Annotated in this window: 11 protein-coding genes and 1 riboswitch; of the genes, 4 read left to right on the plus strand and 7 right to left on the minus strand. The window is 71.9% G+C overall.

Features of this window, described 5'->3' with window-relative positions:
* Positions 1-141: 141 nt before the first annotated feature.
* Positions 142-2,073 carry an anthranilate synthase family protein gene (locus ACWD12_RS38435; RefSeq protein ID WP_450103518.1) on the minus strand — a complete coding sequence of 644 codons (1,932 nt, stop codon included), beginning with the start codon at positions 2,071-2,073 and terminating at the stop codon, positions 142-144.
* 459 nt (positions 2,074-2,532) lie between these two features.
* Here ACWD12_RS38435 and ACWD12_RS38440 point away from each other — a divergent pair, with 459 nt between their 5' ends.
* Both ACWD12_RS38440 and ACWD12_RS38445 read left to right on the plus strand, forming a co-directional pair.
* Positions 2,533-3,867 carry a class II 3-deoxy-7-phosphoheptulonate synthase gene (locus tag ACWD12_RS38440; RefSeq protein WP_358350728.1) on the plus strand — a complete coding sequence of 445 codons (1,335 nt, stop codon included), beginning with the start codon at positions 2,533-2,535 and terminating at the stop codon, positions 3,865-3,867.
* Positions 3,868-3,982: 115 nt separating this feature from the next.
* On the plus strand, positions 3,983-5,002 hold the full coding sequence (locus ACWD12_RS38445; RefSeq protein ID WP_450103519.1) for a threonine aldolase family protein: 1,020 nt from the start codon (positions 3,983-3,985) through the stop codon (positions 5,000-5,002).
* 67 nt (positions 5,003-5,069) lie between these two features.
* On the opposite strand, the gene ACWD12_RS38450 is transcribed toward ACWD12_RS38445, so the two are convergent.
* On the minus strand, positions 5,070-5,435 hold the full coding sequence (locus ACWD12_RS38450; RefSeq protein WP_450103520.1) for a (2Fe-2S)-binding protein: 366 nt from the start codon (positions 5,433-5,435) through the stop codon (positions 5,070-5,072).
* A 219-nt stretch (positions 5,436-5,654) separates the two neighbouring features.
* A complete protein-coding gene (bfr, locus tag ACWD12_RS38455) occupies positions 5,655-6,134 on the minus strand; it encodes a bacterioferritin (RefSeq protein WP_358350723.1) in 480 nt (159 codons plus the stop codon).
* Between the two features lie 243 nt (positions 6,135-6,377).
* Here bfr and ACWD12_RS38460 point away from each other — a divergent pair, with 243 nt between their 5' ends.
* On the plus strand, positions 6,378-7,073 hold the full coding sequence (locus ACWD12_RS38460; RefSeq protein WP_450103521.1) for a sulfite oxidase-like oxidoreductase: 696 nt from the start codon (positions 6,378-6,380) through the stop codon (positions 7,071-7,073).
* 92 nt (positions 7,074-7,165) lie between these two features.
* Here the strand turns inward: ACWD12_RS38460 and pknB are convergent, their stop codons facing one another.
* The 4 genes from pknB to thiO form a co-directional block, all read right to left on the minus strand.
* Positions 7,166-9,202 carry a Stk1 family PASTA domain-containing Ser/Thr kinase gene (gene pknB, locus ACWD12_RS38465; RefSeq protein ID WP_450103525.1) on the minus strand — a complete coding sequence of 679 codons (2,037 nt, stop codon included), beginning with the start codon at positions 9,200-9,202 and terminating at the stop codon, positions 7,166-7,168.
* Positions 9,203-9,368: 166 nt separating this feature from the next.
* Complete coding sequence (locus ACWD12_RS38470; protein ID WP_450103526.1) at positions 9,369-10,160, minus strand: thiazole synthase; 792 nt, start codon at positions 10,158-10,160, stop codon at positions 9,369-9,371.
* A gap of 13 nt (positions 10,161-10,173) precedes the next feature.
* The gene (gene thiS / locus ACWD12_RS38475) at positions 10,174-10,392 is read right to left on the minus strand and encodes a sulfur carrier protein ThiS (RefSeq protein WP_358350718.1); all 219 of its coding nucleotides are present in this window, start codon (positions 10,390-10,392) and stop codon (positions 10,174-10,176) included.
* Positions 10,389-11,645, minus strand: coding sequence for a glycine oxidase ThiO (thiO, locus tag ACWD12_RS38480; protein WP_450103522.1), 1,257 nt, complete (start codon positions 11,643-11,645; stop codon positions 10,389-10,391). The genes thiS and thiO overlap by 4 nt, the downstream gene beginning before the upstream one ends.
* Positions 11,642-11,754: riboswitch (TPP riboswitch) on the minus strand. It overlaps the preceding gene by 4 nt.
* Positions 11,755-11,914: 160 nt before the next feature.
* Here thiO and ACWD12_RS38485 point away from each other — a divergent pair.
* Entirely contained in the window at positions 11,915-13,117 is a 1,203-nt protein-coding gene (locus tag ACWD12_RS38485; protein WP_450103523.1) for an NAD(P)/FAD-dependent oxidoreductase, read from the plus strand.
* The last annotated feature ends 177 nt before the right edge of the window (positions 13,118-13,294 follow it).

Below are 13,294 nucleotides of genomic sequence, written 5' to 3' on the forward strand. Positions count from 1 at the left end.
GCCGCGTACCCCACGACAGGCGCGATGCTTCCGCACCCGGAGATCCCCGATCTAGCCGAACCGCGCGGTCTGCACATCGCGTTCCGCGCCAGATCCCGGGCCGGCCGCACCTGGCGCGGGGCTCGGCGCACGTGCTCGCGGTCAGAGCGCCGCGAGGGTCTCCCGCACGATGTCGAGGCCGTTCCTGGTGAGGACGGACTCCGGGTGGAACTGGAGACCCGCCAGGCGGCTGCCCTTGGCGCGCAGGGCGTGGACCTGGCCGCCGTCCTCGTCGGTGCTGAACTCCAGGCCGTACAGCGGGCGTTCGGGGGTCAGGGCGGTGAAGGTGTTGTAGAAGCCGACCTTCTCGGGGCGGCCGAAGAAGTCGATGTCGACCTGCTTGCCCTGGTACGGAGTGTCCTTGCGGGCCAGCCGCAGGCCCAGCTCGGCGGCGATCAGCTGGTGCCCGAGGCAGACGCCGAGCATGGGTCCGCCGGAGTCCAGGCGCCGGCGTACCGCGGCGCCCATTGTGCGGATCTTGCGGTCCAGGACATGCCTGGGGTCACCGGGCCCGGGCCCGACGAGCAGCAGTTCGGCCTCGGTGACCCGGCGCGCGGAGACCTCGTCGTACGGCGTGACCGTGACGCGCAGCCCGAGCGTGCGCAGCAGGTGGGCAAGCATCGCGGTGAAGGTGTCCTCGCCGTCCACGACCAGGACCTGACGCCCCGCCAACTCCGGTGCACGCAGGGCTTGGTCGTCGCGCGCGGTCATCCAGAACGGGGCCAGGCCGGCATTACGCGCGCCGAGTACGGCACCCACCTCCGGGTCGTCGGCGAGCCGCACGGGGGAGTCGCCGCCGGACCGGGCCGAGGCCGGCACGACGCCGAGCGCGGCCAGCACCCCGGCCGCCTTGGCGTGGGTCTCGGCGACCTCGCTCGCGGGGTCGGAGTGCCGGACCAGCGTCGCGCCCGCCGGGACGCGCAGTGCGCCGTCCGGCTCGATGTAGGCGGTGCGGATCAGGATCGGTGCGTCGAGGGTCCGTCGGTTATCCGTGTCCCGGCCGATCAGCGCCAGGACACCCGAGTAGTAGCCGCGCCCGGTCGGCTCGTGGCGTCGGATGACGCGGCAGGCGTTCTCCAGCGGGGACCCCGTCACGGTCGGGGCGAACATGGTGCCGCGCAGGATCGCCCGCACGTCGAGCGAACTCTCGCCGCGCAGCACGTACTCGGTGTGCGCGAGGTGCCCCATCTCCTTGAGGTACGGCCCGAGCACCCGCCCGCCCAGGTCGCACACCTCGCTCATCATCTTCAACTCCTCGTCGACGACCATGAACAGCTCGTCGACCTCCTTGCCGTCGCGCAGGAACCGCAGCAGCCCCGCACGGTCCGGCCCGCCCGCCGGATAGCGGTACGTCCCGCTGATCGGGTTCATCACCACCTCGCCGCCGATCGCGCTCACATGCCGCTCGGGGCTCGCGCCGACGAGCGTCAGGTCGCCGGTGTGGATCAGATAGGTCCAGTACGCCCCGCTCTCGCGGGTCAGCAGCCGCCGCAGCAGCGTCCCCGCGGTGGCCGGCGCGTAGTCGACGAGCCGGTCCCGGTAGTCCCTGCGGACGACGAAGTTCGCGCCCTCGCCGCGCCCGATCTCGTCGGCGATCACGCGCTCGACGATCCCGGCGTACGTCTCGTCGTCGACGTCGAAGCCGCCGCCGGCCAGGGTGACGGCCGTGTCCGGCAGCGCGGCGAGCACCTCGGCGAAGGGCAGCGACGCCTGCGAGGCGACGCGCAGGCACAGCAGCGGCGTGCCGTCGTCGAACGCCTCGAACCCGCGCTCGCGGATCTGCCGGAACGGGATCAGGGCCAACACGTCGTGCCGGGCGCCCTCGCCGGTTCCGGAGCCGGCTCCGGAACCGGGCCCGTCCAGGTCCGGCAGCGGCACCGCGTCGAGCGTCGGCACCTCGACGACCTCGCCGAAGAGCAGGTCGAGGTGGTCGGCGCCCTCGCGGCGGATCAGCGCGAAGGGCGGCGGGGCGGCGGAGAAGAGGGGAGCGAGCAGTTCGGCCGTGGTCAGCGCGGTCGTCACGGGGTGTCCCATTCGGGTCGGGACGTACCGTCCGACGGGCCCCGGTCCCGCGTCCTCGACCCCGACGCGAAACGGCCGCCCATCGGGCGGCCGTCGGGATCAGGAGTCCTGGAGAGGTCTAGAGATCGCGAAGAAGCGGGGCCGCCGCGGAGCGGGGCCACCACCAGGAGTACGCAGTGCAGGAACGCGCGATCATGCGGGCCACTCTAGCCGGTGCCGGCCGCCGGACGACAGCGGCGCGACGGTCCGGGACCGGTCGGTTCCCCACTCCGCGGCGCCGGCCGCGCCGCCCCTCGCCGACCGTCCCCCTCCGATCGCCGCCCGACCGTGCTCCGAATGTCCCCCAGAACGTCTCGGCGACGGCCGCGCGAACTGGCCGGAACCGGAGGCGCGATCTCCCGGGCAGGAGACCCTCGTCTCGTTCTTCGGTCACCGCTCTTAATGCCTTGCCGCATTGTTTAACCTTGGGGGGTGACAGCGAACGACATCGACACCTGGCGATCCCTCCCGGCGGCGCAGCAGCCCGAGTGGCCGGACTCCGAGGCCCTGCGCGACGTGCTCGCGGACCTCGCGTCCTATCCGCCGCTGGTCTTCGCCGGCGAGTGCGATCAGCTCCGGGGCCGCCTGGCCTCGGTGGCCCGGGGCGAGGCGTTCCTGCTCCAGGGTGGCGACTGCGCGGAGACCTTCGTAGGCAACACCGCCGACGCGATCAAGAACAAGCTCAAGACGCTGCTGCAGATGGCCGTGGTGCTGACGTACGCGGCCTCCGTACCGGTCGTCAAGGTCGGCCGCATGGCCGGGCAGTACTCCAAGCCGCGCTCCTCGGGCATCGAGACGCGCGACGGCGTCACCCTGCCGACGTACCGCGGCGACGCGGTCAACGACCTCGCGTTCACCCCCGAGGCGCGCATCCCGGACCCCGAGCGCCTGAAGCGGATGTACCACTCGTCGTCCGCGACGCTCAACCTGGTCCGCGCGTTCACCACGGGCGGCTACGCGGACCTGCGCCAGGTGCACGCCTGGAACCAGGACTTCGTCGCCCTCTCGCCCTCGGGCGAGCGCTACGAGCGCCTGGCCTCCGAGATCGACGGCGCGCTGCGCTTCATGCACGCGTGCGGCGTCGACCCGGAGGAGTTCCGCACGGTCGAGTTCTTCGCCTCGCACGAGGCGCTGATCCTGGACTACGAGTCGGCGCTGACCCGCGTCGACTCGCGGACCGGCGAGCTGTACGACGTGTCGGGACACATGGTCTGGATCGGCGAGCGCACCCGTCAGCTGGACGGCGCGCACGTCGAGTTCGCGTCCCGCATCCGCAACCCGATCGGCGTCAAGCTCGGCCCGACCACGACCCCCGAGGACGCGCTCGCGCTGATCGACAAGCTCGACCCGAACCGCGAGGCCGGCCGCCTGACCTTCATCATCCGCATGGGTGCGGGCAAGGTGCGCGACGCGCTGCCGACCCTGGTGGAGAAGGTCACCGCGTCCGGTGCGCAGGTCGCGTGGGTGTGCGACCCGATGCACGGCAACACGTTCGAGGCGTCCAGCGGGCACAAGACCCGTCGCTTCGACGACGTCCTCGACGAGGTCAAGGGCTTCTTCGAGGTGCACCGCGCGCTGGGCACCCACCCGGGCGGCATCCACGTCGAGCTGACCGGCGACGACGTGACCGAGTGCGTCGGCGGCGGCGACGAGATCTTCGTCGACGACCTGCACCAGCGCTACGAGACGGCGTGCGACCCGCGGCTCAACCGCAGCCAGTCGCTCGACCTCGCGTTCCTGGTCGCGGAGATGTACCGGGGGCACTGATCCGCAAGGTCCGCGGAGCCGCCCGAGCGGGCGGCGATGCGATGAATCGGCGGCGAAGGGGCGTACGCGGCAATGTGTACGCCCCTTCGCCATGTCCGGATGGCAGGCTGGAACCGTGATTGATCTCCGCAGCGACACCGTCACCCGTCCCACCCCCGCGATGCGGGCCGCGATGGCCGACGCCGAGGTCGGTGACGACGTCTACGCCGAGGACCCGACCGTACGCGCCCTCGAGGAGCGCGTCGCGGAACTGTTCGGCGGGCGGCACGTCGGCCTCTTCACGCCCACGGGCGTCATGGCGAACCAGATCGCGGTGCGGATGTCGGTCGGCCCCGGCGAGGAACTGGTGCTCGACGCGGACGCGCACATCGTGGCCCACGAGGACGGCGCGGCGGCGTGGCACGGCGGTGTGCAGACCCGGACGGCGCTGAGCCCGCGCGGGCTTCTGGAGCCCGCGGACGTGGCACGGTTGCTGCGGCGCGGGGACCCGTACACGGTCGGGACGCGTGCGGTGGCCGTCGAGCAGACCCACAACCGCGGCGGCGGGTCCGTCTATCCGCTGGAACAGCTCGCCGCGATCCGGGAGTTGACGTCGGCGGCCGACGTGGCGCTGCACTGCGACGGGGCGCGGATCTGGCATGCGCACGTCGCGACCGGGACGCCGTTGGCGGCGTACGGCGAACTCTTCGACACGCTGTCCGTGTGCCTCTCGAAGGGCCTTGGCGCGCCTGCCGGTTCGGTGGTGCTGCTGCCGGGCGACCGGATGCCCGAGGCGCGGCGCATGCGGCACCGCATGGGCGGCGCGATGCGGCAGGCCGGGATCCTCGCGGCAGGCGGACTGTACGCGCTCGACCGGCACATCGACCGCCTGGCCGAGGACCACGCGCACGCGGCACTTGTCGCCGACCGCCTGACCGAGGCCGGGCTCGACGTGGCGGCGCCGGAGACGAACGTGGTGCTGGTGCTGCTGCCGGAGCCGCGTCCGGAAGCAGCGGAGGTGGCGGCGCGCTGCCGCGAGTCCGGGGTGCTGGTATCGGCGTTCGGGCCGCGCCTGATCCGTTTGGTCACGCACATGGACGTCGATGCGTCGGCGTGTGCGAAGGCGGCCGAGGTCGTCGCGGTTTCCGCGGTGTGACGCAAGAGTGCGGCGCGGGGGCGCCGCACCGGGTGAGGGCCGACGGGACCTGACGGGCGGCGTGCGGTCAGGCGACCTGGGAGCCGGCGTCCGTCCGCACGACGGCGAGGGGTACCGCGACCAGCGTGACCGGCGAGGGCTGCGGCGCCGCGGTGCGGTCGGCCGGGTCGACGACGCCGTGCAGATCGAGCAGGTCGCCGCAGACGGCGGCCGTTTCGGTGACCGGCTCGGCGGCGGAGGAGCGGTCGGCTCGGCATATCCGGCCGCAGCGCTTCGTGCAGCCGTCGCATGCGCGGGTGTCGTCGCGGGGGATCATCGCGGAGATCGTCTTGACGCAACGACCGCAGTCGGTTCCGGCGCGGCACGAGGCGGCGATCTCGCGCATGCTGCGCGCGCCGCCGTCTATCTGAGCGGTGACCTGTGTGTCGGTCACGCCAAAGCAGATGCACACGTACACGGAACGTCCCCCCAAGGGTGAAGTTACTAAGGTAAGGGTAACCTCACCCCTGGTGGGAAGTGAAGAGAGGTCTCCGTCACGTGGCCGGAAGACATCCCTCGAAGAAGTCGGGCGGACACCCGTGCCGATCGCCGGGCCCCGCGGGCCCCGGCAGTACCGGGTGGCGAGCCTGGCTCCGGACCCGGGGCGCCCGGGTCAGCTGTCCGGCTGCTCGATGAGCTGGGCGACGTACAGCGGCTCGCCCAGCTTCTTCAGCAGGTCGAGCTGGGTCTCCAGGTAGTCGACGTGCCCTTCCTCGTCCGCGAGGATGTCCTCGAAGATGTTGGCCGACGTCGCGTCGCCCTTTTCGCGCATGAGCAGGATTCCGCCACGCAGGCGCTCGATCGCCTCCATCTCGACGGCGAGGTCGGCGCGGAACATCTCCTCCAGCGTCTGCCCGATGCGCAGCGCGTTGAGGCGCTGGTAGTTGGGCAGGCCCTCCAGGAAGAGAATGCGGTCGGTCAGCTTCTCCGCGTGCTTCATCTCGTCGATGGACTCGTGGCGAGTCCAATGTGCGAGCTTCGTGTACCCCCAGTGCTCCTGCAGCTTGGCGTGCAGGAAGTACTGGTTGATTGCCGTGAGCTCGGCGGTCAGCTGTTCGTTCAGGAGCTCGAGGATCTGGGGGTCGCCGTGCATCGCGATGCACCTTCCGACTCGGTGGGCGGCGGGATCCGTGAGGTACCAGGGACGTACGTGATCACGGTTATGTGAATGCTGTCACCTCATGCGCCTTAAGTTCCACGAAGGGAAGCCTTGCCTAGCAAGGGTTATTAATTGGTATTTGCCGTAAATGCCGTATACCCGACGAGGTATTCGGAGGCCTCGGGCGGCGCCGGGGGCGGTCGTGACCTGCCCCGGGGGTCTGGGACCATAGAGGACATGGGTCATACCGGAGCGGGGCAGGGGGGCAGCGATCCGGCGGGCGGCAGGGCCGCCACGGCGGGTGGGTCTGCCGGTGCGGCGGCCACCGGTGGTCCCGACCCCCGACTGCCCCCGGGGCAGCGTCTGCAGCGCGGTTGGCCGGTCCTGCACTACGGTCCGGTGCCGCGCTTCAAGCCCGACACCTGGGACTTCCGGGTCTTCGGCGCCACCGCGTCGGGCGACAAGCACGCGTGGAACCACGAGGAGTTCTCGGCGCTGCCGCGGACCACGGTCGTCGCCGACTTCCACTGCGTCACGAAGTTCAGCATGCTGAACAACGAGTGGGGCGGCGTGTCGGCCGAGACCATCCTCGCGATAGCGCCGCCGGCCCCCGAAGTCACCCACGTGATGGTGTGGGCCGAGTACGGCTTCAGCTCCAACCTGCGGATCCTGGACTTCGCCACCGAGCGCACGCTCTTCGCGACCCACCACGACGGCGAGCCGCTCACCGCGGAACACGGGTTCCCGGTCCGGCTGATCGTGCCGCACCTGTACGCCTGGAAGGGCCCCAAGTGGGTCCGCGGCATCGAGTACATGGTCGCCGACAAGCGCGGGTTCTGGGAGGAGCGCGGCTACCACAACATCGGCGACCCATGGCAGGAGCAGCGCTACTCGTACCAGGAGCGCGAGGGCGAGGGCCCGGACCTCCAGTAGCCGGGACCTCCAGTAGCCGGGACCTCCGGTAGCCGGGACCTCCGGTAGCCGGGACCTCCGGTAGCCCCGGCCCCCGTCGTACGGAGCCCCGGTCAGAACACGTTGATGGTCACCTTCGACCCGCGCGGCGCCATGTTGCCGCCACCCGGGTTCATGCTGGTCACGTTGCCCGGTCCGATCGGGAACAGCTTCTGCACGTCGACCTTGAAGCCCGCGGCCTCGAGGATGCTCTTGGCCTCGCCCTCGCTCTTGCCGTCGACCTTCGGCACCTCGACCAGGTCCGGGCCCTTCGAGATCGCCACGAACACCGTCGACCCCGGGTAGAGCGTGCCGCCCGTCGGCGACTGCGCGGCGACCATCCCCGCGGGGGCGTCGTTGGAGAAGACCGGCGTCGGGTCGACGACGAGGTTGAGCTTGCGGTCCTCCAGCGCGTCGCGCGCCGCGCCCTCGGTCAGGCCGATCAGACTCGGCACCTCCACCGGCCGGCCCTTGCTCACCACGATGTCGACCGTCGTGTCGCGGGACAGCAGGGTGCCCGTCGCCGGGTCGGTGCGGACGATCTGGCCGGGCTCCAGCGTGCTGTCCTCCTGCCGCGTGTCGCCCAGCACCAGGCCGGCCCCCTCCAGCGCCAGCTTGGCCTGGTCGGTCGTCTGACCGGTGAGATCGGGCACCGCGAGCCGCTCCGGCCCCAGCGAGACCGTGAGCGTGACGACCGTGCCCTTGTCGACGTTGCGCCCCGGGATGGGGTCGGTCCCGATGACCAGGTCGCGCGGGACCGTCTCGCTGAACGCCTCGGTGATCCGCACCTCCAGGCCGGTGTCCTTGACCCGCTTCTCCGCGTCGACCTTCGCCAGGTTCAGCACGGCCGGGACCTTCGCCGAGCTGTTGGCGCCCAGCCGCCACGCCACCACGCCGATCACCGCGGCCGCCACGACGACCGCGATGAACGCGAGCACGCCGCGCGACGGGCCGCGGCGCCGGCGGGCCGCACCCTTGCCGGGGTACGGGTCGTCCGGGTCGTCGGGGCCGAGGTGCTGGTGCGCGTACGCGCCGTGCGGGTGCTCGTCCAGGATCGATTCGGTGCCGAGCCCCAACGGGCCGAGGTCGAGCGGAACTTCGACCTGGCGGGTGAGGTTCGCGCCGTCTTCGGGGTAACTGCCGTAGGGGGGCGGCGGGTACGCGGAGGCGCCCGCATACTCCGAGGCGTACTCCGGGAACTCCTCGTACGCCGGGGCCGGCGGCGGCAGTACGCGCTCGGCCGCGCCGAAGTCCAGCTCCGCGTCCGACATCTCGTGCTGCCGGGTCTGCCGCACCAGCGACAGCAGCTGCTCGGCGTCGGCCGGCCGCTGCTCCGGGTCGCGCGTGGTCGCCTGGGCGACGAGGCGGTCGAGCGCGGGGGACAGCCCCGGCACGACGCGCGACGGCGGCGGCACATCCTCGTGCACGTGCTTGTAGATGATCTCGACGGCGGAGCGGCCCTGGTAGGGCTGACGGCCGGTCAGCATCTCGTACAGCAGGATCCCGGCCGCGTACACGTCCGAGATCGGCGAGGCCGCGCCGCGCTCGATCTGCTCGGGCGACAGATACGCCACCGTGCCGACGAGCACCTTGCCGGTGGCCGCGGAGGCCGCCGTGGCGGTCGCCCGGGCGAGGCCGAAGTCGGCGACCTTGATGCCGCCGTCGTCCGAGATCAGGACGTTCTCCGGCTTCACGTCGCGGTGCACGAAGCCGGCGCGGTGCGCGGCGCCGAGGGCGGCGAGTGTCGGCTCCAGCACGCCGAACGCCTCACGCGGCGTCAGGGTGCCGAGGTCCTGCAGCAGTTCGCGCAGCGTGCGGCCCTCGACGTACTCCATCGCCAGGAACACCACGTCGCCGTCGTGCCCCTGGTCGAAGACGCCGACGACGTTCGGGTGCGAGAGCCGTGCCGCCGACTTGGCCTCACGGATGAAGCGGTCGGTGAAGGAGGCGTCCGCGGCCATCGCCGGGTGCATCACCTTGACCGCGACCGTGCGGTCCAGACGGGTGTCCAGGGCCCGGTAGACGGTGGCCATGCCGCCCGCCGCGATCCGGGACTCCACCCGGTAACGGCCGTCGAGCAGTCGCCCGACGAGGGGGTCGTCCATAGTCATGTCCACGGTTGGGATTTTACGGTCACCCTGTCAGGGACGGGTCACACCACCGGTCGGTTCCGGCAACTGATGACCTGTCAGTCATATACCTTCTCCCCCTGGTTCCCGCTGGTGGGAAAGCTACGCGTGGTTCTCCAGGGGTTCCGTGACAATCGCCCGGAAGACCTCAGAAGGCGGGGATCTCGGCGAGTCCGTCGGCGGGTGAGGACGCCTCCGCATAGTGCCGCCGCGGGATGCGGCCGGCCCGGTACGCCAGGCGCCCCGCGTCCACCGCGTGCCGCATCGCGGCCGCCATGAGCGCGGGCTCCTGGGCCCGTGTCACCGCGGACGCCAGCATGACCGCCGCGCACCCCAGCTCCATCGCGAGCGCGGCGTCCGACGCGGTGCCGAGGCCCGCGTCCAGGATCACCGGGACTCCGGCCTGCTCGGTGATCAGCCGGATGTTGTGCGGGTTGCGGATGCCCAGGCCCGAGCCGATCGGCGAGCCCAGCGGCATCACCGCGGCGCAGCCGACCTGCTCCAGGCGGCGCGCCACCACCGGGTCGTCGTTCGTGTACGCGAGGACCGTGAAGCCGTCGTCGACCAGCCGCTCCGCGGCGTCGAGGAGTTCGACGGTGTCCGGCAGCAGCGTGCGCTCGTCCGCGACCACCTCGACCTTGACCCAGTTCGTCTCCAGCGCCTCACGGGCGAGGCGCGCGGTCAGCACGGCCTCGCCGGACGTGTGGCACCCGGCGGTGTTCGGCAGCGTCCGGATGCCGAGCCGGCGCAGCAGGTCGAGCACCGACCCGGAGGTGGCGGGGTTGAGGCGCCGCATCGCGACGGTGGTCATCTCGGTCCCGGAGGCCACCAGCGCGGCTGCCAAAATGTCCAGGCTCGGGGCGCCGCCGGTGCCGGTGATCAGCCGCGACGTGAAGACCTCGCCGCCCAGTTCGAGCTTGTCGTCGGTCCCGTTCGGGATCGTGGCCACGTCGTCATCCTCCCTGGACTGCGGTCAGCACCTCGACGCGGTCGCCCGCGCCGAGCACGGTCACGGGCCACGCGCTGCGCGGCACGACGTCCTCGTTGACCGCGACCGCGACGCCCTTGGCCGCGGTCGTCATGGTGGCGACGAGGGCGGCCACCGTCGTTCCGGGGGCGAGCGTGCGCGGCTCGCCGTTCACGGAGACCGGTTCGGTCGGCTGGACGGTCATGCGTACGACACCTCCTTGTGCGGCTCCTGGTCCGGTCCTTGGCCCCGGTCCTGGTGCGGGTCGCCCGGACCGGGTGGTGTGCCCGGCCGGGTCGCGGCGTCCCGCGGCGTTGCCGTGAAGCGGCCCGGGCCCCAGGGGCGTACGACCTCGGGGACGGTTCCCTCGGCCAGCAGTTCGGCGACCGCGTCCGCGGTGACCGGGGTCAGCAGCACGCCGTGGCGGTAGTGGCCCGTTGCCAGGACCAGGCCGGGCAGTTCGGCGGCGCCGATGACGGGGGCGTTGTCGGGGGTCCCCGGGCGCAGGCCCGCATGGGTCTCGACGAGCGGGAGTTCGGTGATGCCGGGGACGAGTTCGTGCGCGTCGCGCAGCAGTTCGTACACGCCGCCCGCGGTCACCTCGGTGTCGTAGCCCAGTTCGTGTTCGGTGGCGCCCACCACCAGTTCGCCGTCCTCGCGCGGCACCAGGTACATGCTGCCGCCCTTGACGACGCCGCGGACGTTGCGCGACAGGAACGGAGCGAAGATTTCCGGAACCCGCAGCCGCAGGATCTCGCCCTTCACCGGGCGCACCGGCGGCAGCGTGCCGGGCGGCAGCCCCTCGACCGCGTTCGACCAGCACCCGGCGGCGAGCACGACCTGCCCGGCGGCGAGTTCGGTGCCGTCGTCCAGGCGTACGCCGGTCGCCCGGTCGGCGTCGGTGAGCAGCGCCGCGGCCCGCGCCCGGACCAGCGTGACGCCGGCGCGCTCGCAGGCCGCGAGCAGTGCGGCGACCAGCCGCCGGTTGTCGACCTGGTGGTCGGCCTCGACGTGCAGGCCGCCCGAGACGGCCGGGGACAACATCGGTTCGAGGCGGCGGCACTCGCGGCTGGTCAGCCAGGTCGACGCGAGGCCCAGGCGCTCCTGGTACGCGTGCAGGTCCTTCAGGACCGCGCGGTCGTCGGCGTCCAGCGCGACCGCGAGGGTGCCGCACGCCCGGTACCCGGACGGCAGGCCCGAGGCGTCGGCCAGTTCCGCGGCGAACGCCGGGTAGCGGTCGGCGGAGGCCATGTTGAGGCGGAGCAGGGACTCCTCGCCGTACTGGAGCTCGGAGACCGGCGTGAGCATCCCGGCGGCGGCGTGCGACGCACCGCGCCCGGGGGCGGGGTCGAGGACCGTGACGGAAAGGCCGCGCAGCGCCGCGCGCCACGCGATGGAGAGGCCGATGACACCGCCGCCTATGACGACGGCGTCGGCCGAGGGGCCTGGGAAAGCCATGGTTGCTGAACACTCCCTTACGCCGGCATGACCCGGATCAGGTTCGGACGGTCGGGAGCTGACAGCTCCCCTCTCAGCCCGGTCCCACCGGGCTCCCGTGAGATGTCAACCCTACCTCCGGCCGCCGCGGGAACCCCGGCGCGATCCCCGGTGCCGGGTGCGGGGCCCGGGCGCGGTGCGGGGGAGGCGAACCCCCTTCCGCGTGATCCTTGCCTCAATCAAACTCTTGGCCGGTGGCACGACACGTGTCGCCCCCTAAGGTTCCGGCCATGGAGAACGTGCTTGTCGTGGGTGCCGGCATGGCCGGCCTGCAGACTGTCGTGGGGCTGCGCGACCAGGGGTACACCGGCCGGATCACCCTGCTCGGCGCCGAGGAGCACAAACCGTACGACCGGCCGCCGCTGTCCAAGGAAGTGCTCGCCGGGAAGACCGACGACACCTCGTTCGACGCCGACTGGAACGCCCTCGGCGTCGAACTCCTGCTCGGCCGCACGGCCACCGCACTGCGGCTGCACGACGGGGCCGAGGGCGGCGAGGTCGACACCGACGCCGGGACGATCGGGTTCGACCGGCTCGTGATCGCGACCGGATCGCGCGTCGTCAACCTGCCCGGTGCCGACGAAGTGCCCGGCGTACACGTGCTGCGCACCATCGACGACGCCCGCTCGCTGCGCGCCGCGCTCGTCCCCGACACACACGTGGTGATCGTCGGCGCGGGCTGGATCGGCGCCGAGGTCGCCACCGCCGCGGCCGCGCTCGGCTGCCGCACCACGGTCGTCGAGGCGCTGCACGTACCGCTCGCGGGCGCGTTCCCCGACGAGATCGGCGCGCGTTTCGTGCCGTGGTACGGCGAAACGGGCGTGCAACTGCTCCTCAACGCGCGCGTGGACCGGCTCGAACCGGGGGCGGTGCACCTGACCGACGGCACGCGCCTGCCCGCCGACGTGATCGTGGTCGGCATCGGCGTGACCCCGGAGACCGGCTGGCTCGCGGACTCCGGGGTGGACCTCGACGAGCGCGGCGCGGTCGTGGTCGACGACCACCTGCGCACCTCGGCGACGGGCGTGTACGCGGTGGGCGACTGCACGGTGTTCCAGTCGCCGCGCTACGGCACGCGCATGCACGTCGAGCACTGGGACAACGCCCTCCAGGCACCGCGCACGGTGGCGGCGAACCTGATGGGCGGCGACGCCGCGTACGACCCGGTGCCGTACTTCTGGTCCGACCAGTTCGGGCGCATGGTGCAGTACGTCGGCCACCACACCGCCGGCGACGAGCTGTTGGTGCGCGGGCCCGGCGAGGACGGCAAATGGACCGCGGGCTGGTTCGCCGGCGACGCGCTCGTGGCGCTGCTGAGCGTGGCCCGGCCGCGCGACCTGGCCCAGGGCCGCAAGCTCGTACAGAACGGAGCCGCGGTGGACAAGGCGAAGTTCGCGGACATCGGCGTCGCCCTCAAGGACGCCGTGCGCTAGTAGTGCTTTGTTATGTGGCCTTGGCAAGGGTTGTTTCCGGCGGTTTGCTGTTGGTATGACGCCGGGGGAACTGTCTTTGTTACGTGGGCGGTTGGAGTCGTTCGCGGCGGAGGTGTTCGCGCCGTTGCGGCGGGCGGATCAGCGGGTGAAGGGCCTGACGTACTTGCGCGGGCTGTT

The sequence above is a fragment of the Streptodolium elevatio genome, from assembly GCF_053592165.1.